7 protein-coding genes are annotated in these 23,549 nt (G+C 50.7%); 5 read left to right on the top strand and 2 right to left on the bottom strand.

Annotation, left to right across the window (positions count from 1 at the left end; translation table 11 throughout):
* Positions 1 to 68: 68 nt before the first annotated feature.
* Entirely contained in the window at positions 69 to 13,964 is a 13,896-nt protein-coding gene (locus tag GGR27_RS10600) for a PKD domain-containing protein (protein ID WP_168037423.1), read from the bottom strand.
* A gap of 1,131 nt (positions 13,965 to 15,095) precedes the next feature.
* Between GGR27_RS10600 and GGR27_RS10595 the strand changes: the two genes are divergently transcribed.
* The 5 genes from GGR27_RS10595 (at position 15,096) to GGR27_RS20450 (ending at position 21,352) form a co-directional block, all read left to right on the top strand.
* Positions 15,096 to 16,406, top strand: coding sequence for a lipopolysaccharide biosynthesis protein (locus tag GGR27_RS10595; protein ID WP_168037422.1), 1,311 nt, complete (start codon positions 15,096 to 15,098; stop codon positions 16,404 to 16,406).
* A gap of 62 nt (positions 16,407 to 16,468) precedes the next feature.
* Positions 16,469 to 17,395 (top strand): hypothetical protein, encoded by a 927-nt coding sequence (locus tag GGR27_RS10590; protein WP_168037421.1) that lies wholly within the window; start codon positions 16,469 to 16,471, stop codon positions 17,393 to 17,395.
* 303 nt (positions 17,396 to 17,698) lie between these two features.
* Positions 17,699 to 19,036, top strand: a complete 1,338-nt coding sequence (locus GGR27_RS10585) for a hypothetical protein (RefSeq protein WP_168037420.1) — start codon at positions 17,699 to 17,701, stop codon at positions 19,034 to 19,036.
* 136 nt (positions 19,037 to 19,172) lie between these two features.
* Entirely contained in the window at positions 19,173 to 20,213 is a 1,041-nt protein-coding gene (locus tag GGR27_RS10580; protein ID WP_168037419.1) for a glycosyltransferase family 4 protein, read from the top strand.
* On the top strand, positions 20,210 to 21,352 hold the full coding sequence (locus tag GGR27_RS20450) for a glycosyltransferase family 4 protein (protein ID WP_168037418.1): 1,143 nt from the start codon (positions 20,210 to 20,212) through the stop codon (positions 21,350 to 21,352). Before GGR27_RS10580 ends, GGR27_RS20450 begins: the two co-directional genes overlap by 4 nt.
* A gap of 348 nt (positions 21,353 to 21,700) precedes the next feature.
* Here GGR27_RS20450 and GGR27_RS10570 read toward each other — a convergent pair whose 3' ends face one another.
* Positions 21,701 to 23,548: a DUF1501 domain-containing protein gene (locus tag GGR27_RS10570; protein WP_168037417.1), complete on the bottom strand. Its 1,848-nt coding sequence runs from the start codon at positions 23,546 to 23,548 to the stop codon at positions 21,701 to 21,703.
* Between the last annotated feature and the right edge of the window lies 1 nt (position 23,549).

The raw sequence follows: 23,549 nt of genomic DNA, 5'->3' as shown, positions 1-23,549 counted from the left end.
TTTCAAAACTCTCAGTCACGCATTATTTGGTAAAAATTAACGCCTCGGTTGAGTCTTCCGACTGAGCGTCACTTGACCTTGATAAACAGTTTTCTGTATTGCTTATCTCCCGAGATGAGTTGGATTACGTAAGGCCCAGACTCAAAGTGTGACACCTCAATTACGTCAGACACTCGAGAATCCGTCTTATCATAAATCCGCCTTACCATTACTCGGCCACTCACGTCGGTGATCGTCACTTCGCACTTACCCGTAAATCCACTGGTGAAGCGTAAGTTAACTTCTTCAATCACGGGGTTAGGGAAGACTGTAAACACTGCACTTTCATCGAGGGCAGCCTTAATGCCTTCGTTACGTGCATTCGGCTGCTTGCTTGATGCTCCATTACTATCAGTATCGCATACGTCCCCAATGCCATCTTTGTCCGTGTCGGTAAGATTAGATGACTGAACAGCGGGACAATTGTCTAATCGGTTAATGACATAATTACGGGGTTGCTCGCAAGTTACAATTGAGTCATTTGGATCACCAAAGCCATCTCGGTCAAAATCAGCATAATAGACCGGAGTGAGTTGGTCCGCATTAAATACTGTGGGGCAACTGTCAGCATTGTCGGGGATATTATCACCGTCTGTGTCCACTAAGCTTAGATCACCACAGTTTTCACCGATCGGACCGTCTGCGGCAGGGATGGTACCGTCAGTCGATAAATAAATTTTATCCAAGCGTGCGTTCGGTTCGCGGAAAGCAAACGTGATCGTATTGACACCATCAGGAAGCGTAAAGCTATCTCCAAAAATATCATTCCATGCGTACCTATTAGTATTAACTAGGTCGTTACGCTCGAACCACGGGCCGCCGTTGACCCGGATATAGTAAGAGTCAAACGATGAGTTCTTGCTTTTTACGCGGGCGAAGAGGTAGTAGTCTCCCTGCTGAACGTCCATGATTCTGAAAGTGACGTGGTTGGAAGCCGTATCCGCCGGAACTACTAGCGAAAGTTCACCTTGGTACCTAACGGCACCGTCGTTTGAAGCAGTAAAATCCTCCTCGCTACTCCAGCTCGATCCAACTTGCGCACACTCGCTCTCTAGCCAAAAATCAGTTCGACCGTTGATGGATGCATCACAAACATCTCCTTTTCCATCCTGATCCGAGTCTAACTGGTCACGGTTGTAGATGTTGGGACAATTGTCCCCCCCTACGGTAACGTAATCCATTAGTGGAGTACAACTTACAATAGCCGTAGCATCATCGCCGAACCCGTCGCCGTCCAAATCATCATAGTAGGTTAAAGCTTCGTTTCCGACGTTGTCATTCAATGGCTCGCAATCGTCAACGTCAAGCACTCCGTCATTATCATCATCTTCGTCACACAGATCACCCACGCCGTCACCATCAGTGTCGGTATTGTCAAGGGAAGCTACTTGTGGGCAATTGTCAGTGCTGTCAGCTACGTAACCGTCGGGGGCTACACAAGCCTGTATCCACGTCAATGGATCACCCAGACCGTCTTCGTCTAAGTCAGCGTAGAAGATTGGAATTATTTGATCCGGGTTAGCTACCGCTGGGCAGTTATCAACATCGTCGTTAAATCCATCATTATCCGTATCTGAATCCGGGTTTAGTGCCTGTACGGTGATTATCGTATCGGCAGTTGCCCCCTCATTGTCCGTCACGGTGAGGGTAATGTCGTAAAAACCCGTAGTAAACGTATTGGTTACGGTGATTCCATCAGCGCTACCGCCATTCCAATTCCATGAATAAGATTGAATTGTTCCGTCTGGATCAAAGGAACCACTTGCGTCGAGTTCCGTGAACAACGGTGCTATGCCACGATTGGGGGTAGCGACCGCAGCCAGTACGGGTACTTCATTCGGGCGGTCCACAACCGTGATGGTAATAACATCCTCGTCGACGGCAAGGCCATCGTCAGTTACCGTTAAGGTTACGTCGTATACCCCAGCGGTGAGAAAAGTAACCGCAGGAGTAACGCCCACGGCGGAGCCTCCCGGCCACGTCCAATCATAACTAATGATTGAACCTTTAGCATCTGGATCGTAGGAAGCAGTACCGTCGAGCGTCACTGAAAGTGGCGTAAACCCAAACGTGTCGGAAGATGAAGCAATCGCAATTGGTGCCTGATTAGGCGCCCCACCGCAATTCTCTCCAACTGGACCAGCAGCAGTCGGCACGGTGTTACTAGTTGATAGATAGATTTTATCCAAACGGGCATTAGGTTCGCGGAACGCAAACGTAATCGTGTTGACGCCATCGAGAAGCGAGAAGCTTTCCTGGAAGATATCGTTCCACTCGTAAGTATTCGTGGTGATGAGCGAACTGCGCTCAAACCACAAGCCATCATTGACGCGAACAAAGTAAGAATCAAAGGATGCATTCTTACTCTTCACGCGAGCGAAAAGATGGTAATCTCCCTGCTGAGCGTCAGTGATGTCGAATCGAACGTGATTAGAAGCAGTATCCGCCGGTACGGTCAGCACAAGATCTCCCTGGTACCTTACCGCACCGTCATTCGAGGCGGTGAAATCTCTCTCAGTAGTCCAACTGGACCCAACCAGAGCGCATTCACTCTCTAACCAGAAACTCGTGCGGCCACTAACCGAAGCGTCACACACATCTCCCGTTCCATCTTCGTCCGAATCTGACTGATCCGGATTAGAAACATCGGGGCAGTTGTCTCCCCCCACCAGCACGTAGCCAGTTATTGGGCTACAACTCAAAGTCGCCGAAGCATCATCACCAAAGCCATCGCTATCGATGTCAGCGTAATAGATGGTTGCCCGTCCGACATTTGCATCTAAAGGGTCGCAGTCATCAGCATCAAGTATCCCATCACCGTCATCGTCTTCATCACACTCATTGCCTACACCATCGCTGTCAGTGTCAGTGGTATCTAAAGTAGCAATAGTGGGGCAATTATCCGTGCTGTCAATAACGTATCCATCCGGAATTTCACAGCCGGTTATCCACGTCAGGGGGTCGCCAAGACCGTCGTTATCAAAATCAGCGAAATACTTTGAAGTTATTTGCTCGGGATTGAAGATGGTCGGACAGTTGTCAACAGCATCGTTGACGCCGTCATTGTCCGTGTCTAGGCTTGGGTCAATTGCCTCTACGGTAACGGTAGTGGTTGCCTTGTCTCCGTCGCTATCCGTGACGGTTAGCGTAATCTCGTAGCTACCGACGGGGAACGTAGCGGATATTACGTCGCCAGAATCAATCATTCCGGGTAGGGTCCACTCGTATACCTCGATCGTGCCGTTGGGGTCATACGAACCACGACCATCGAAGACCACCTCTAATGGAGCTGCCCCACGTTCGGGTGACGCGGTAGCCACCGCTACCGGCAGCACATCCGCAGCACCTTGTGCTGTAATGAAAATAGTGTCAGTACCGAAGGCACCTTCATCGTCGGCAACGGTAAGTACTACGGGGTAAGTACCTGGTGTTGTAAACGTCAAATCTATATTCGCACCAACATTGTCACCGACGGGAGATGTCCACGCGTAGCTGACAACTCGACCGGCTACGTCTGGGTCGAACGAGGCGCTGCCGTCAAAGCTGACGGTTAGTGGCGTTTCTCCTGACCTCACCGTTGATTTGGCAATAGCGATTGGGGACTGGTTGTTTCCGTTCGTACAGTTCGCGGCCTGCACGCCCACAACGGTGGGTAGTTCCGAATTAGTAGACAAGAGAATCTTATCCAGGCGCGCATTAATTTCCCTGTACGAAAAGGTGATTGTGTTCTCACCGTTTTCAAGATAGAAACTCTCTTGCAGCATGTCATTCCAAGCGTATTGGTTTGTTGCGGTCAAATCATCCCGCTCAACCCAAGGGCCATCATTAATGCGTACCCAGTAGGAGTTGAATGATGCATTCTTCGCCTTTACGTGGGCGAATAAATGGTAGTCTCCCTCTTCCACATTATTTAGGAAGAATTTGATTTCACTACTAGGATCTCCTCCCGGTGTACTATAAGCAGATGAACCCTTACGAATAGCGTAAGCACTATTTGAAGCTTCGCTTTCTCCTCTTATCTCCCACTGGCTGCCAACAACTGCGCATTCAGCTTCGAGCCAAAAGTCAGTCTTACCGTTAGGGGAAGAATCACAGTAGTCACCCTTACCATCTTGATCGAAATCACTCTGATCAGGATTATAGGCAGTAGGGCAGTTGTCGCCACCGACAGCAACGTAGCCAGTCGGGGGCGTACAAGCGATTAGCTCAGAATCGCTATCCCCTATTCCATCTCCATCCACGTCGGAAAAATATGAAATAGGTCCGCCAACGGCATCATTCAATGGCTCACAGTCCTCTGTATCCAGGATGCCGTCATTGTCATCATCGTCATCGCACGCATCACCCAGGCCGTCACCGTCCGTGTCTCTGTTGGACGACGAAAATACCGTTGGACAGTTATCTTGATTATTCGCTACGTATCTGATCGATGCAACACACCCTGCAATGCTATCAGTGGGGTCGCCAAAACCATCGAGATCGTTATCCGCGTAGAAGAAAGTAAGAGACTGATCCGGGTTGAAGACGGTGGGACAGTTATCTACGTCGTTTTGAATATTGTCATCATCATCATCTGACGAAGCATTCAAAGCAACAATATTTACCGTTGAGGTGGATGAGTCATCATCGTCATCAGTTACCGTAAGCGTTACGGTATAATTACCTTCTGGAAAGGATACGTCAGCGAATTTACCAGTCGTGCTTCCCGTTGACCATGACCATTGATACGATATAATTGACCCATCAATATCGCTCGACAGGCTACCATCTAAAGTTGTACTCAGTGGAGCAATTCCGTAAGTCGGCAAACTACTTGCAATCGCTACCGGTGGGATATTTGGTGGCTCGTTTACTCTGACCCTTACGGTATCGGTATCACGGTCACCAGCATTATCCGTTACGGTTAGGACAATATTGAAAAACCCAGTGTCCGCAATCACTGCGGTGGTCAGGTCACCCACTACTGCGCCAGACTCCCACGTCCAGCCGTAGCTCACGATAGAGCCGTCCGTATCTAGATCGAAAGATGCTCGCCCGTCTAAGTTTACGGTTAGTGGTGCAAAACCTTGCAGTGGGGAGACATCCGCAACGGCAATTGGAAGTTTGTTGGCTGCGCCAGCACAGTTCTGTCCGGTACCGCCAATTGTAGTCGGGACGGTGGGGTCCATTGATAGATAAATTTTATCCAACTTGGTATCACGTTCCCGGTAGGAGAAGTCAATCGTGTTGACCCCATCGTTGAGTGGTACGCTGCCTTCCGCAATGTCGTTCCATTCGAAGGTATCGTTTGCAATCAGAAAGTTCCGTTCAAACCATACTCCCCCGTTGATTCTCACCCAGTATGAGTCTCGTTTGTCATCTCTAGCCGATACTCTGGCAAAAAGATAGTAGTCTCCGGCTTGGACTTTATCAACGGTAAATCTAATTCTGTTAGATGGGACGTCTTCAGGTACGGTAAGCGATTTGGGCTCTACATATACTGCATACTCACCGTTTGAAGCCAGGCTGTCCGTCTGTAATAACCATTCGGAGCCTACGACCGCGCATTCCGCTTCCAGCCAAAATTCAGAAAGACCTGCCGGGGAAGCATCACAGACATCTCCAACGCCGTCGTTGTCAATATCGGTCTGATTCGGATTTGAGATAGAAGGACAGTTATCGGTTGAATTCAATACGTAATCAGCTGGCGGTACACCACAAACTTCAATTCGAGTGTTGTTGTCTCCCAGGCCATCTCGATCAAAATCGGCATAGTATGTTGTCGTTCCTCCAATGTTCTTATTGAAGGGGTCGCAGTCTAAGTCGTCCGGTATCCCATCATTATCGTCGTCATCATCACAGAGATCACCCGTGCCGTCATCATCAAAATCTGCCACGTTAGTAGATCCGTTATTTGGGCAATTATCCAAATCATTGTCTACGTAGCCGTCCGGTGGCGAACAAGAACGAAGTGGTGAGCTAGGATCTCCCAAGCCATCAAAATCTAAATCGGCATAATAGGTAGTCGCTGGATCAATCGTCACAGAGATGATGGCGGTGTCGGAAGAACATCCGTTTGATCCACCAACGACGTACAGGTAATCTCCTGACGGAGCTTCACTAGGATCGATAACCTCGAGGGTAGGCTGGCCATTTATCATCCAAGTTCCAAATTGGTAAGGCTGACCTCCCTGAGCAACTAAGTAGGTATAGAGATTGACGGGATCGGCAGACTCACACAACGTAATGAAACCATCATTACCCGCAAATTGCGGTGATAAATCTAGGTCTATGACAATTGTATCTTCACCAAAGCAGCCAGCATTGTTGGACCCTACTAAGCGGTAAGTACCTGCCGCACGGACGAAGAGTGAAGGACCAACACCAACTAGGTTGTTATTCTCATCATACCAAGTAAAAGTATTGTTTTGATCGTCCGAAGCCGCTGTGAGCTCGAGAGAATCCGCTGAACAGGTCACCGTCCTTCTGGGGGCAATGATTGCCACTTCAGGGTTCAATTGACCCTGCACGATAATCACGTCACTCGTCAGTGGGCAATTGTTTGCCTCATTTGGATCAGATAAAGTATAGGTTCCCGGTAGACTCACGGTTGGATTACTAAGCATGGAGGTGAAGCCACTGGGGCCCGTCCAGAGATAGTCGCCGGAAGAAGTGAAACCGTTTAGCGTGACCGAAGGATTAGCACAATTAATGATCATTATCGCACCGCCTGAATTGGCCTCGACAGTACAGTTTATTGATGTCGGATTGACGATTATTTTGAAAGTGTCCTTGACTTCTAACAGGTTGTAATCAACTGCAGTTATGACCAATTCAAAAGTCTGGTCAGCAACCTCGTACGGCGGATTTACCGTTATCATTCCCGTGAGGGAATCAAGGCTAATCCAAGATGGTGTCAACCCTCCAGTACTTAAAGACTTACTAAACACTAAACGGTTACCCGGGTAACCTTTGTCGAAGTATATTCCGAGTGTATCCCGGAAGCTGGTTAGAATATCAACGGACTTATCTGGAATTCCGAGTGCTTCCGGCTTATTCAGCGGTCGTGCATTGTAGACAATATCGATATTATCGTTAAAATCACAGTTTCCCGCCCCGGTGTCGCATCCGTTACCGACGTAATCTTGAATTAACAGGTAGGCGTTGGGTACGTTATTTCCGGCTCGATCGAGTACTCGATAGATACGCATACCCATAACCGTTTCCTTCAGTTCTTGCCTGGCGTTTCCTCCGGTAGTATGATAGTCAGCAATTTCTACTTGGAAGGGACGTGGTATGAGATCGACGGACTTTCCAGCAATGGTTTGATTCTCAAAGTTTGTTTTTGGAAAAACACTCTGATTTTGATTACCTAAGTGCGTAAAGTTAAGGCCGCCATTAAATTCATCGTTCTCATCAGTGAATCGAGTGCGTGCGCCACCCGGTCCGTGGAAAGCAGCAATTCGCATAGCCTGTACTGGTTTCGTCACGTCAGCCTGCTCAAACAGCTCGGCAAATATGGCATCACCAAAATAACCACTGTTGATATCTTCCGCCGATGGTCGGTTCGAATCAAACTTAACGAACCTACCATCCGGCCGCCGCCCGACTTTGGTCCCAAAGCCAAAATTGGAAAAGATTTGCTCTACGTTTGCTTCGTTAGTTCCTTCCGGTCTCCTGCCAATGATACTACTGAAAGTAGCCTGCACCTGCTTAGAGTTATCCGCATTCGATGAAAACATCAGCTTAGCTACGTCGACACGTGTGTTCCCACCGACGCTAACGGATTTAATTTCTACCTCAACGTAATCACCGGGCGCAATTGAGATTCCATTTCCGGAAACAGTCGGCTTAGTAATTATAAATTTCTTCGTGTCCGACGTCGTTAGCTCGTCAATCACTAGTGTCTCGGTTCCATCATTGTGAATACGCATCAACGTAGTCAGGTGGTTATACACGGTATCACCCCTAAAATCAACCGGCCCCAAAATTTTATTGAAGGAATAAAAATCATCGCTCGGGAACCCGATATCGGTGCCCGGTATTTTTATCATGTTCTCGATTCGAGCTATGGCTCCGGATTGTGGCTCAATACGGATTGTGGATTGGCCATAGCCGGTGTTACCCGAGCCATCAGTCGCATCATACTCAAGCCGGTACTGCGTGAAGCTGTCGCTATCGCCAGTTAGGGTGAAAGGGCCGGTATATAGTTGGTAATTACCACCGTTGATCCGGTATCTTATACCAGCCACTCCTCCACTACCGGAGCGATCGAAGGCATTAAGGGTAACCAGGACTGCACCGTAGTAGCTTCCGCTCAACGATTCGTTTCCAGTGATATCCGCTACGATAGATGGAGCAAAACCGGTGCTGTCAACTGGTACTGCTTCAACAAACAACAGCTTAGTGACTCCGTTGAGCCCATCGTTACCGTCACTCAAGGTTAGCTTACCATCTTGCACACGAATTGTGTCGTAACCAATCTGGAAAAAGTTATCAACCGTAGGGTTGAAGTTACTCACCATCGGTACGCCTTCAGCCTTTATGGCATAGCTTTCCGAGTCTCCCTCGTAATTACCCACAGCCAGCCGAACGGCCCACAAGCCATTTCTGAGATCAACCTCCCAGTCTCTGGACGTAAAGAACCCGGGGATATTGAATCGGTTAGACGATTTAAGCAGCTTCTCCTGTTTAGGACTGTCGTTTGTCAGCCCAGCTTTCACACCTGATCTACCTGAATAATTATTACTTGGCGTCCCGGTAAAGGGGTCAACCCAGCCGTAATTGAACTTACCGGCGCGGTTACCAAAAGCATCTCCGTAATCAGCAAAGTATCCTACCGGAGGGGTGAAGGAGGGGTCCTGAAAATTAACCTTAATGGAACCATCGAGGGTCTCTACTACTGCTAGAGAGACGGTCAACGTATCATTAGTTAGGTCGGTACCACTCGCGACTATGCGTCCGGCGTACATACCAAGCTGTAATCCCGCGGCATCGATTTCCAAGGCGAAAGATTCACCAATTTCTACGGTAACGGGAGCCGCAAGCCAGGCATCAAGTGAAGTTAAAGCAACAGTGCTTTGGTTAGCTGACGCCAAATTATCTACCCGAACAGTGAGGCTATCGGAGATTACGGAGCCATCTTCTGATACAGCCAGCGTAATTTTTGCCGGATCGAAAGCAATTGATGGCATTACCGGAACGTATTCTCTTGCATTTTTTAAGAGAAATACATAATCTTGGTAATCTCCGTTCAGCGCATCTTCAAACGCCACTAGGTATTGATTGCTGATCGTGTTACCAAAAGTGTCTTTAACTGGATAAATCCTTGCTCTCCGGTAAACAGGAGGTGCATTGAGTGAATCCTTAGTATGGATCGTGTGGTTAAAAATATTTGAAGTAATATATATTCCAAAGGGTGTTCCTTCATAATCGAAACTTGAAGAACCAGATGAGATGGAGGGGAATAGCGTTTGACTTTCCGACATTTCGCCCGACATGACACCTACTTCAGTAATGTTAGCTACATCGTTATCATCGGTGTACCATCCGTACTGAATGGACTCGGTTGGGGAGTATCTCGCAACTGGCAATAAAGTAACGGGCCCGGGGCCAGCTGCTTCGAATGAATTGATTAGTACCTCTTCTCCCTTGAGAGTAGGTTCGGTATCACTGCTTACGGTGGTCCAACCTACGTCAATACCTAAACGAAGCACGTCAACTACGGTTTGTAGTGATGGCTCGTTGCCACCGCCGTTACCTCGCTTAGTCAACGCGTCGATTGGGAGGATGAAAGTTCCACCGCTCGTATTAACGTTGAAGATCATCCTTGAAGGCCGGTGGCCAAGGTCATTTGTCTGCATTGACGGCCGGTAGATCACCTCGTAATCAAGCGCGCCGCCGGGCGCAATGCCAACGGTATCCGAGCCACGGTACAGTTCAACTAACTCAGCGTGCTGGCCGGCAAAGGAGATACCTCTGATCTGCAGTTCAGCCGTTCCCGTATTTTGTACGGTAAAACTGACCGTGTCGGGGAAGTAACCCTGTTGACCGTTCCTTCCTTCTGGGTAAAGAACACCTGGGTTTACTACCATGACGGGCCGGAGTGGGGCCGCCACCGTCTCTACGTTACGGACCAACAGGACAATATCCTGATAATCTGCTCCATCGACTTGCCCCTCAAATGCGATGGCAAAAGTATTATCCTGGTTTGGTACTTCGTAGACCCGTGCGTGGTGCGTTAACGTGCCGGGGAATGCATTTAAAAAGTCTTCGGTGTACACGTAAGTGTCCCCTCCGGCGGCCATCGGCCATCGGTTATAAAAGCCAAATTCATTCAAGCCCGGGTCAAAGGATAGTGAACCACTGATGACTGGGTTCAAAGTTTGACCATTACGTACGGTGCTATTATCGACCGTGAATAATTCCTCAGTTGCGTTACTTATGCCACCCTGATACCAGCCAAAACCGACGATCGGGCTGGCATCCTCCGGGCTAAATACGCCAAGGACTTCAATGGTGACTGGGTCGGGGGTTGCACGTTGGAACGTTTGCCCGAATAATTCGTCACCAACTAAGTCAGTATATTCAGTGCCGACTGGCAAATCAAGGATGGTTGAATTCTCATCTTGGTCCGCTACACGGACGTTGAGTTCGTAGACATCCAATACCTGCTGTAGCGAAGGTTCTTGATCACCGCCATAACCTTTCGTACCCATGCCATTGAGAGTAATAGAAGCCTCCGTACTAGAACTTCCGCTCACAATTAACTTTGCCGATTTAGGTCCCACCGTGTCGGGGTTAAATCTAATGGTGATGGACGTTGAGCTGTTAGGGTCCAACGTTTCCGGCATGTTAGATTCATCGAGCTGAAACAATAAGGAGTCTTTCCCGGTGATGAACGCAAGTGGATTCGTGAGGGGCGCGTTACCGGTGTTAACGATAAATATGGGGATCTCGGCACCCGGACCAAACCCTACGACATCCTCCGTTACGATATTTTCAGGAAATATCTCGATACTAGCCTGAGGAGCTGCCTGTGCACTAGGCTTGAGCAAGACAATCGTCTGCTTCGCTAAATCAGAAACGTAGAGATTACCAGTGGCTGGGTCTTCGGTAATATCTAAAGGGTCGCCGAAGCCACGGAAGCCAGGGATTCCAATTTTCGAAGTAAGAATGTCACCATTAGGTCCGTTAGGAATTAATGCAATAATATCACTACCACCGGAATAGCGACAGACCAACAGGGCTCCGCGAAGATTACCTCCTTCAGCGCCACTCTGGTATTCGATTATTCCGTTCGGTGACTTATTAAATTCAAAGTCGAACGCAATACCACGGAAATCAACGTCGGTAGAGACGTTATTATCGTAATTACGCACGTCTACGGGCCCTCGGTTAAGTACATAGTGCCCCAGCAGCGGATTGGGATGACCGTAGTAGCCAGTGGGCTCGTTCGGGTCGACGCGGAACAGAAAGTCACGTTGCGTATTATTACCAAAAGTAGCTGGAATAGGAGGGTACCGTTCGGCGGGGTCATCATGATCGTAAATCACTCCGTCGAGCCGGCGGGTGCCGTCTACCGATGCGGGGGTGTTGCTACCTCCGGCCGTGCCGTTGTTGGGAATGTAAAGCTGGCCATTACTGTGCCAAACTAAATCGTATGCGTTTCTGATGCCCGTCGCAAATATTGTCAGGGGAGCATTAACGTAAAACGGATTGTAGGTACCATCATCGGGGAAGTCCCGGTTACTCTCCCGGTAGGTGCCACTACCGGTACCGAGGGTCGGAGACGCCGGATTAACATTGTTAATGGCGCCTTGGTCCATGGTCGTCTTAGCATCGAGGGGCCACTGAGCTTCAGGAAGCAAGTTTAGATCCAAGCGGAGGGTAGCCGCGGTGAGCAGACGCTCTTTCCGGTTGCCCCAGGAATTATCGGGCGCTCCACCGGCGGAGTTACTACCCTGGTTGAAATATAAGACACTTCCCTCCCCTCTCCGGAAAGCAATTCCGTTCGTGAGGTGATCCCGGCGGGAGCGCGGTAGCCGAGTTACGACTAGATCTTCTACTTGCAAGAAAGGACCGGTGAGGCGGCTGATTTTTCCGTCCCACGGCTCACCGTTGTTCAGTACGCCTTCGGCGTGGCTGACGTAAACGATTAAATTCGATTCCGTGGCCGCGGGATCAAAAGCTAAACCGATAGCGGAACGGGCGCCATAAATGTCGGGGAGCGTAGAGAATTCTTCTTTTTCACCCAGTTTACCGTCGGGTGCGATCGTCCAACGGTCCACGTTACCGGTTAGCTGCAATCCGTACAATTTGCCGTCGGGGCCCACCGAAAGGGAGGAATACAAACCATCCGTGGCAACATCGCCGGCGTTGGTGAAGGACACATTGTCAAGCGCGCTACCCGCACTCGTGTTGTCCGCAGCGGTGGTAAACGTTGCGGTATAAACTTCAAAGGATACACCGGTTAAGTCTTTTACACCGTCAATGACGAAGCGGTAGGTGGTGTTAATCTCCAGTGGTATGGTCGGGGTGAGGTTGATACCATCACCGCCTCCCGTTCCATTGACGGTAGCGGGAATCTCTAAATTATTGGATACTTTAAATAGCTTGACGGTCTGGTTGGTGATCGAAGAATTCTCGACGCCGAAAATACCATTCAGGCCGTTCGGCAGGAAAAGATCATTACCCGAAAGAGACGTGCTGAGGGTTACGTTGATTGCACCGTCCGCCGGCGTACTAGCCAGGACACGAGGAATGTTATCCGCCGATGAAACAACCAAATTGACGACGAGCTCGGCGGCTAGGAAGCCAGGAGAAGTAGCAAAGATGGTCGTGCTGTAGCGGCCCTCCGCGAGTCCTGACTGAATACCGAAGGTAACTTCTCCAGTCGTGGGAGTGCTAGGCAGAATCAACCACGCAGCGGAATGCGGGTCATCGGACAGGGTGATCACCGGGTCCGTACTGTTGTTGGTTATCAAGGTTACGACACTGGTTTCCGGTGCCTCTCCCTCCAGTACGCTGATATTTAATTCGCTCTTGTCAAAAATAAGGGTAGGCGTAAAGGGCTGTACTTCTACGTCGAACGACTTAAACTGAAACAAAGTCGGGTCACTGACCGGCGCAAAAAACTGGGTAGCGAACACACCACCGTAAGAGATGGGAGCGGAGGATGCGTCCAGATCGTGATCTACCCCTAAACCCAGCACCTGCGGCAGCGCCAAACTATCCACAAAGTCTTTCTCAATCACGGCCTCGGTGCCACCATCGAATGCATAATAGCCACGTACACTACGGTAAACCGGGTCAATCTCCAAACGTAAACTGATGGAATTCGGAATGATGGAGTTGAACTTAAAACTATTCAAATTCTCCGTGACAACCCGGGTGGGGTCGTTGGGGTCGGTAGTTTCTACGGTCAGCCTGATGCGCTGGCTATTTTCGGTCGATTTCTCCACCACTAGCTTCACGTAGTTGTCCTCGTCTAAACCATACCACAGACCACCTTCCTGAGAGTCGTTGCCGGCATTCAGCTCAAATTGTGGCTGATCTAATTCCGTTCTCAGCTCAAACACGCTACCGGGGGCTTGAAATCCTGCGCCGAGCATGTTGACTTGATTATTCGTCCCGGGCGTAGTGGCGGGGCTCAACGCCGCGGTGCCTTTCGTCGTAAATAGCTCTAAATTTCCGGACGTGACGCTTAACAAAGACGACTCAAACCCGGGCACCGAAGCGTTGCTCGGCACGGCGGGGTATTCGTTGAAGGAAGGAGCCACGGCCATGGTGAAACCAGTACCCATGTTGAATCGGTCCGTCAGCCCACCTTCGGTGCCATCGAAGACCAGACTGAAGGGTAAAAGCTTAGTAATTTCGCTGCAGGGTAGCGTGCTGATGGGATCACACCCAGCAGTCAATAAATTTGCCTCCTCCTCGCACGCCATTAACTCATTGGGGTCAGTTTCTCCATTCCCGAAGCTAGACCGATCATCATTGTGGGCAACGTCTGCGAGAATGGTGTGAGGGGCGCCGTCGACATCACTGAAAAAGTCGGAAGCCAATAATGGCCCGGTGCACAACATCATCACGAATATCAGTGGCGTGCAGACGGAGACGTCCATCTTTGGGGTGTGAAAAAAGTCCATAACGTGTTGTTTAGGTTGTTGTAGAAAGACAAAAATTGACAGTGAAAGAGGAACAGTGCGAAGCCCGTAGGCTCGTTGTAATGCTGAAGTAGCTATCGCTAAATAGCGTTGTTTCTGAAGTAATCCGTGGGTGTAAATTGTGTGATTAGTGTACTAATCGTTCGTCCCGCAAAGGTAAGATTATGTGCTTGTTCGCCAGCTTCCACGGCCTTAAAAATTGCTTAAAATGCAAGGTGCGGACAATTGAACTGGGTTCATTTATTTTCTAGTTGGAAAGAACTCGTATGCATGAATAATAACATCGGTAAGGCCGCTAAAGTTTCTTGAGTAGCGACTAGCCTCCGGGCGCCACCGAAGCTACGGCCCCTAACACCGTGTTCAGCAATGAACTTTTTGATCAACTAGTCTCTTAAAGCTTATTTGGTGGCTAAACGGATTGATTTATCTGATAAAGATACAAATTGGGGTAGTATTGTACTACGGTCACCTACTACTCAGGCGATTCAGTGCACCGGGTGCGTCATTTTAACATAAACCCAGGCCATGTTGTGAGAGACAATTACCTTTACGTCACCGTGCGGACTGTGCGTCACCACGCAAAAGCTTGTTCTTAACGAACCACTCATTCCAGAATCTTTCCAAAAACCACCACCCTTACGCGCTGAATTTGATCAGAAATCGGGTCATCCACTTTGATTCTCTTTGCCCCGCCATCAGTACGCTCACGGTCGCCCTGGGCTTACCGGAACAGCGCCTGAATGTCAGTGCATCAGCCACACATTTCACCTGTTGTGGGGTGTCCGCGAGCATTTTCAGTAGTGTACAACACGGTCGGCTCACTTGAGCTGATGTTACAGTACTTCAGTACTCCAGTACCCCGAAAAAAAGCTCTTTTAGTACTCCGTAAAGGGGATCACCCCATTCGTCTTTGTGAATAATTTGTTAAATAAATTCGGCGAGAAAGCGCCCATGCTTGCCAAGTGGGGGAAGCTGCTCACCATTACCGGTGGCGCTCAGGTAGCCATTCAGGGTATCGGGTTCGTAAGTGGCATTTTGATTCTCCGCTTTCTATCCGTTGAAGAGTACGCCTATTACACGCTACTCAACAGCATGCTGGGTACCATGACTAACCTAGCGGACGGAGGAATTTCCACGGGCGTCATGTCAGAAAGTGGCAAGTGCTGGCGGGACCGCGAAAAGCTGGGGCGGGTGTTGGCAACGGGAATGAAACTGCGCAAGCAATTTGCCATCGCTAGTCTACTCGTCTCACTACCAATCCTGTACTACTTACTGCAGGACAAGGGCCTACCCTGGTGGCAATCCCTGCTAATGATCCTGAGCGTCGGCCCGGCTTTTTGGGCTGCTTTGTCCGGCTCACTACTGTCGGTAGTACCTAAGCTTCACCAGGACATTGATGACCTCCTAAAAATTAACGTTTCCATCAACGTGGTACGGCTACTGGTGACCATTCCGGCCATTCTCATCTTTCCACTCTCCGGCGTCGCGATTTTGGGGTCAGGCGTTGGCCAGGTGTTCGGCAACTTCAAGTTACGCAAGCTCAGCGCGGAAAAAGCGGACTGGGATAGCCCCTCCGACCCGGAGGCCCGCAAGGCCATCCTGAACACCGTAAAAAGAATTCTACCGGGAACGCTTTACTACTGCATTTCGGGTCAGATCGTAGTTTGGCTGGTGGCGATCTTCAGCACGACCGAGTCTCTGGCCCAGATCGGTGCCCTCTCCAGGCTCGTCATGGTGCTCACGCTGGTGAAAATGGTCGCTAACATGCTCATCCTCCCCAGGTACGCCCGGTTACCGGACGTAAAGCGCCTGGTAGTCCCCCGTTTTTATCAGGTGATGCTGATCCTGGTCACCATCTGTAGTTCAATCGTACTGTTCGCGGGCTTCTTTCCGAACGTATGCCTGTGGATTCTCGGAAAAAACTACGCGGACCTTGAATATGAGTTGGTACTGATGATAACCAGTGGGTGCTTATCCATGCTTAGCGGAATGGCGTACCACCTGACTTCTTCGCGCGGTATTATTCCTAATCCTTACGCCATCATTGCCAGTACCATTGCTATACAGGTAATTACTTTAGCGTTTATCGTAGATTTTACTACGCTTGCCGGGGTAATTAGTTTTTCCATAATTTCTTCCGCCGGGAACCTCATTTACCGCCTCATTCATTTCATTTACTACACTGAATTTAAAAAGGACTGGTCAGCAACCATAGATAACTAGTCCGAGATACCCCCCAGAGCGCTACACTGTTGGCCATTAACCTGAATTAACACCCAAACCTCATGACTGTATTAACCTCCCTTGCGGAAAATGACTACTTTTTAGGACTTGCAGCACTGTTGAATTCCGTAGCGGAGCACGGCAAGTACGTGGACAGAGTGATCGTTGGGTACCGCGGAGAACTACCCTCCTGGCTACCAGAACTCACCGCCACCGAGCACGGATATTCCTTCGTGAGCAAAAGTGGGTTCCAGGTAGATTTGATCCGAATGGAAGGGAAGTACCACATGGTGCACGAAAAACCAAAATGGCTTTGGGAAGTAACTGAGGTGCTCGCACCGGGTGCGGACGAATATTTTTTCTTCGACAGTGATATCGTTATTAACTGCCGGATGGAGTTTTTTGGCGAGTGGGTACGCCTCGGGGTGGCTTTGTGCGGGGACGTCAACTTCGTGTTCGACGCCACCCACCCCCACCGCAGGGTATGGGCGGGGTTTGCCGAGAAGGAGGGGCGGAAAATTCACAACCAATTGAACGGCTACTACAACAGTGGTTTTCTGGGCTGGACGCAAAAAACCAAAAGCTTCGTCTCCGACTGGAACGACGCCTTTCAAATGATGGTCCCCCACAGCGGCAACATGCGGGAGTTCAGGGTGTACGATCGCACGCACCCGGTGCTAACCACCAATCAGGATTCGTTCAACCTAGCGGCAATGATTACCACCCAGCCGCTGTCCCTGGTCGGCCCGGAAGCGATGAGCTTTTCGGATGGGATGAGACTGATGCACCACCCCATCGGGCCAAAACCCTGGCGCAGAAATTACTTTTTGGGGATGCTAAAGGGTAAACCACCCCGCGCCTCGGACGTCGCATTTTGGCGAAGCGTAAACGGCAGTGAATTTTCTCCGGTAAGTCGCCTCAAACAACAGTGGATGATTTTCATTTGCCTCGCATTCCGGTTCCTTGCCCGGTTTTACAAAGCACTGTAGACGGCCGGCTCAGCTAAAGACTCCGCTCATAACAATCACGCTACTGACCGGGGGTGGGGGCGCGTGTCCTTAGCTTCATAAATGGGCTCCCAGGGCACCGTGCCCGGATCCGTGCGTATGTTCTGACCGGTACAGTTCTATAACCCGTGCGGGTTTCTCACTTGACCAATCTGCGTGAAAACCCGAATGACGGCAACATCCACGAACTTTATATCTTTACGGCAACCAGTCCGTGTCTAAGCATTGCCCCGCCACCTCAAGTAACTGAGGCGTACTTACCCAAGACTACCTGAATCTACCTCCATGCAGCTTACCGGTTCAGCGGCTCCCGTTAGCGGCGATCTTAGTTCGGCGACCAGCCGTGACGAGACTACCAGGCGGTTACTCTACTTATACATTGCGCTACTCATTTTTGAGGGTGCCTTGCGGAAATGGTTCCTACCCGCCCTGTCCCAACCCCTTAGCTTGGTCCGGGATCCGATTGCAATCCTCGTGATCATCAATTACTCCATAATGGGGCGGAACGTGCTGAACGCCTACACGATTCCACTGCTGGTCGCTAGCCTGTTTTCGGTCTGCGCTTCGATCGCCTTCGGCCACGGTAGTGTAATCGTAGCCCTTTTCGGCCTGCGAACGATGGCACTGCATTTTTTACTCATCTTCATCATCGGGGCCGTGTTCACGCGCCGGGATTGTGAACGGATTGGCCGCTATATCTTAATCTCGGGCATAGTCGGCGCCGTACTAGTTGCGCTACAGTTTTACAGCCCGCAGTCCGCCTGGGTTAACCGGGGGGTCGGGGGAGACATCGGCGGTGCGGGGTTCAGCGGTGCTATGGGTTACATGCGCCCGTCCGGCTACTTTTCTTTTTCCAACGGTAATACCCTTTATTTTGGCCTGGTGGCCGCCATCGTTGGCTACTTCTGGACGGCCAGGGACCGCTGCCCGAGTTGGTTGCTGTACGCCGCCACGGCAGCGGTTATTATGGTTTTGCCGCTGAGTATTAGTCGGAGTTATGTTTTACGGGTTGGGCTCACACTCGCTTGCGTTCTGGTCGCCAGCTTGCGTAATGGCAAAGCCCTGGTTTCCCTGCTCGTTCCAATCTTTGCACTTCCCTTGGTTGTCGCCGTGCTTAGTCAGTTTGAATTTATGCAGACCGCCATCGAGGTGATGTCCGCTCGGTTCACGACCGCGGCGGCATCGGAGGGTGAATTAAGCGACTCCATATTTGACCGAGTTTTCGGTTCCATCTTTTCCGCGCTGACGGGTCACGACGGTGAGCCCACCCCTTTTTGGGGCCAGGGGATTGGCCTGGGCACCAATACTGCCGCATTTTTCCTCAGTGGCAAGCGCGGGTTTTTGGTTGCCGAAGGAGAGTGGGGAAGAACAATTGGAGAAATGGGCTTTCTGCTGGGCGCGGTCATACTGCTCGTTCGTTTGCTACTTACGGCCCAGATGGCGACGATGTCGGTCGTGGCGCTCCGCCGTGGGAATACCTTTCCTTTACTCCTCCTCAGCACCAGCCTCATCCTCATTCTGCTGGGTGGTTGGGCACAACCTACCTCACTGGGTTTTGGCGTAGTAACGAGTGGGCTGACAATCGCCAGCATGAACGATTACGCCTCGGAGGAGACAACCTAGGGGCGGACCTCGATCTTTTCGGTAGTGAAGGCAGATTAAGAACCGCTAGCCGGGCACCTTCGGGGTTATTGGAAAGGTCCGACAACCCAGTCGAGCAGTGGCATAATTACGGCTTAATTTCCTACTTTTGTGGCGGATGCAATTACTACTCTTTTACCGAAAAAGGTACCCATCGGCGTTTAGCATCGAGCGATTGTTCGAGCAACTCACCGGCGTATTTCGGGGTAGCGGATTGGAGGTGTCTACCGCAGAGTTGCCTCATTACAATAATACGCCCGGTAATGTAGTCAAGAACGGCACCTGGGCGCGGTCGCGGGTGCAGGGTGTGTTGGGGGAGCGGGGCCCGGATGATACCGGAGCGCCACGCAAACTCATTAAGCACATCACGGGAGACGTTACTTCTATCCTTTTTTGGTTCTCCGGGCCGACCGTGATGACGATTCACGATTGTAATCCCCTCCTGCGTTACCCACCATCTCACCCCCGCCACTGGTTTTACCGCTGGATGATCTTTGAATGGCCCGCACGAAAAGCGGATGCCGTCACCGTGATCAGCGAAAAGACAAAGCATGAGCTCCTGAGCCTGACGAACTGCAAGCCGGATAATCTCCACGTGATTCCTAACTTTGTCGACCCCGCCTTCCGGCCCGTAAGCCATACCTTTAATACAGCCCGCCCGGTCATCCTGCAGGTCGGCGTCAAAGAGAACAAGAATATTGCCCGCTTAGCGGAAGCCCTGCGGGGAATTCCCTGTCGGCTAGAAATTATTGGCGAGCCGTCTCCGGCCGATGCTGAATCCCTACGTGTCAATGATGTCGACTACAACTGGTTGTCAGCCCTGACCGACGAAGAGCTACGCCAACGTTACGGTGCGTGTGACCTACTGAGCTTCGTCTCCACCTACGAAGGTTTCGGTCTCCCCATTTTGGAGGCTCAAGTCACTGGCCGGCCCGTCATCACGAGCAATATTTCTCCGCATAAAGATGTCGCGGGCGAGGGTGGCGCGTCATTGGTTGACCCCACCGACGTCAGTGAAATACGCGCGGGCATCCTCCGCATCATCAAAGACGGGGTGTACCGAGACCAATTGACTAAAGCCGGGGCGCAAAACGCGGCTAAGTACGACATCGCCGCCGTCGCCAAAAAGTACCTGGACCTCTACGAAAGTTTACTGTGAAAGACAAACTAAAAATACTCTTCCCGACCGGAAGCTTCTACCCCGCGCAAACGGGCGGGCCGGATAATACCGTTTACTGGTTGACCAAAGCCATGAAGCGCAAGGGGTTCTCCCCCGTAATCTCAACAACCGACGTGGGCCAACCGGCGACTACCCCCATCGGTGCTTGGCTGACCACGGATTACGGCGAGGTCATCTATACGCATAACCTGATTCATTACTTACCCCTGCGGGTATTGGACAAAGCGTTCAGCAGAATCAAAGAGGCGGATATTCTTCATTTATCGATGATCTTTTACCCCGCCTCCTTCCTGTCCGCCATTGTGAACTCTTGGTTCTACGGTAAGCCCATGGTCTGGTCGTCGCGCGGAGACCTTGACCCGCCGATGCTCCTACGGTCCCAGACCAAGAAGAAATTCGTACGGTGGTTGATCAACACATTCGTGAAAAAAGAATTGGTTTCCTTTCACTCTACCTGCGATGCGGAAACCGCCTACATCAAACACAACTTTGGCGCGGAATCGAAGATCATTCAGATTCCTAACTACATGGAGTTACCGGAGCGCGTAATCGTACCCAAACGAAAGAACCTTCTCTACATCGGCCGGATTGACCAAAAAAAGGCCATCGAGAACCTAATCCAGGCCCTCGACGATTCGACCATCTTCCGCGAATCCGAATTCACGCTGCAAATTGTGGGCGGTTACGATAGTCCCTACGGTCGAGGCCTAGTAAAGCAGGTAGCGACGGCGGGGCTCAAGGATAAAGTCGAATTTCTCGGTCACCGTGCCGGCCACGAAAAAGAAGAGATTCTTTCCGGTGCCTGGTTCGCAATCATGCCATCGCACACGGAGAATTTTGGAATCGTAGTGCTCGAAGCGATGGCCCAGGGCACGCCCGCCGTTGCGAGCCTGGGGACGCCCTGGGAAATTCTGCGGGAAAAAGACGCCGGGTACTGGGTAGATAACTCCCCCGCTACGCTGAGGAGCACGGTCGAAGAAATTATCGAGCTCCCCCCGGAGCGGATGGAAGCGTTACAAAACAATGCGTTCGCGCTGGCACGCAGCCGGTTTAGCATTCACGCTAACGCGGAGGAATGGACGACTGCCTACCAGGGCGTAGTCGCCAGTGCCAGCTAGCGAGCTGAAGTCATCTTACCAAAAAGTATTGGGAGCTACCAAGCCTCCAGCGTGACGGAGCTGACTTCACCGTACGGTAAGGCACGCATAGATCTGCCCTCGGTAGGCGATATGAATCGAGGTAATCCTGTGCCGTGAAATCAGAACAGTGGTGGACGAATGTTCCGGTAAACCGAGCTCTGTCACCAATTACTTCCCCGCCTTACCAGCCTTGCCGCTAAAATCTACCGGCGTACTTCAACTAAGCTAAAAAGCGACCATGTCTACTTTTAACATAGTTGAAGTATGCTAGCGTTGACGGCTCGTGGGGGTACCTATTCTAGTGCAGTTTTGATCTGGGTAAATTCCCTACTGCGCAGCAATGATCACGCGCCGGGAAAAATCACCATCACCCTCGGTGCTCAGGGAAAGGTTATACATGCCCACCGGTAAGCGCTGTAGACCGATCCTGATGGCGTTTTCCCGCCCCCCGTAAACGGTGGCGCTGTCGGAGATTACCATCCTGCCGGTAGAATTGTACAGCCTAAAAATGACGCTGCCATCCACGGGAGCGTAACAATCCAGGGTAACGAAACGGCTAGCTGGGTTTGGGTAGGCAGAGCTGAAGCCCCATGCCTTGGAATCTTTACCCGTAATAAACACGGACCGGACTGGTGAGTAGGTTGCCTCCCCGTCGTAAGCGATGGCCTTTACGCGGTAATAGTAGGTTACGCCCACGCTAAGTGGCCCGTCAGTACTCTCATAACTATTGATAGCCGTCTCGGAACGGCTCGTAGAACTTACCCAACTCATGTACGAGTAGTTGATACCGTCCGTACTTCTTTCGATTTCGAATCCTTTGTTGTCTACTTCTTCAGTTGTTCTCCACGATATCTCCGCATTCTTACCTTCAGTTCCTACGACAAAATCAAACATGTCCACCGGGAGCGCTCTCGAGCAGACGCCGGCCAGTGGCAGGTAAGTGTAATTTGGGTAGAGAATATCTCGAATCCTCGCGTCCCTGACGTCAAACCAATCTCGCAGAATGGATCCGTAGATGTCTCGAAAGTCATACTCCATCTTCAGGCTATCCGATTGCAGAACCTGAGTGTCGATTACCGGATTGTTACCGAGAACGGATTGCTGTAGGCAGGGGCCGAACAAGAACATGCTGTTGGCCGCACCGTGGTCAGTTCCCTTACTCGCGTTTGACCGTATCCGGCGCCCGAATTCACTGTAAGTGAGTCCGAGCACGCGATCTTCATTCCCCTGTGATTTCAGGTCAGCGTTAAAGGCGGTGATTGCCTCGCTAACTTGTTTCAGCAACAAGGCTTGTTTACCAACGGTACCGTTACCCTGCACTTGGTCGGCGTGGGTGTCGAAGCCGTTTAGTCTAACGGTGTACACACTGGTCTTCAGGCCTCCATTTATTAATCTGGCAACCGTACTGAGTTGATCGGCCAACACGGAAGATGGGTAGGACGAGCTGTTCTTACCTGCGGCGTAAGCTGTATCGATCGAACTTGCGTAATCATTGGTTTGCTCCGCGATAACGCGCAAATATTCCATTTCCCGGCCGTAGTTATCTCTGGGCAGTTTAGCTCCGTCGTCGCCGGTAAGCGGAATAGAAGTAGGCTTCGTCTCAACGGTCTGACCAAAATTAATGCTGGGCCCTTCGCAAGAGGGGTGAGTTAGCTTACCAATGCTTATTGAAGTTGGGTGGGGATTACTGTCGTTTGGATAATTTGCGGGAAAACCTGGCAGGTCTCCGTGAAAATACCGGCCCAGCCAACCGGTGGGCAGCACGTTAGTGACGTTGGACCCCGTATTCCAAATATCCGTTGACCGGAAGTGACTTTTGCTATGGTTTGCGTACCCCACATTCTGGAGAATGGACAAAGACCCGGCGGTAAACATATCCCTCATGCCACCCATGTTTGGGTGCATAGCAAGCGTATCCGTAATCGGGAGCATGCTCTTTTCCGGCATCAGGATATTACCCCTTACGCTCTTGAGGCTGTCGTACTGATCCAGCGGGATCACCGTATTGAGCCCGTCGTTACCTCCGTTCAATTGAATAAGCACCAAAATTTTGTCCGACGTCTGATCAAGCAGACTAGTCAATTTTGCGTTGGATTCCGCCTTGAGATTGGGAATTGAAAAGACACTGGCAAGACCTAAGGCTCCCGTGTTGCGAATAAAGTTTCTGCGCTTCAAA

Origin of the sequence: Neolewinella antarctica (assembly GCF_011927835.1) — a bacterium.
Classification (GTDB): Bacteria; Bacteroidota; Bacteroidia; order Chitinophagales; family Saprospiraceae; genus Neolewinella; species Neolewinella antarctica.
This window is presented reverse-complemented; position numbering and strand designations above follow the sequence as displayed.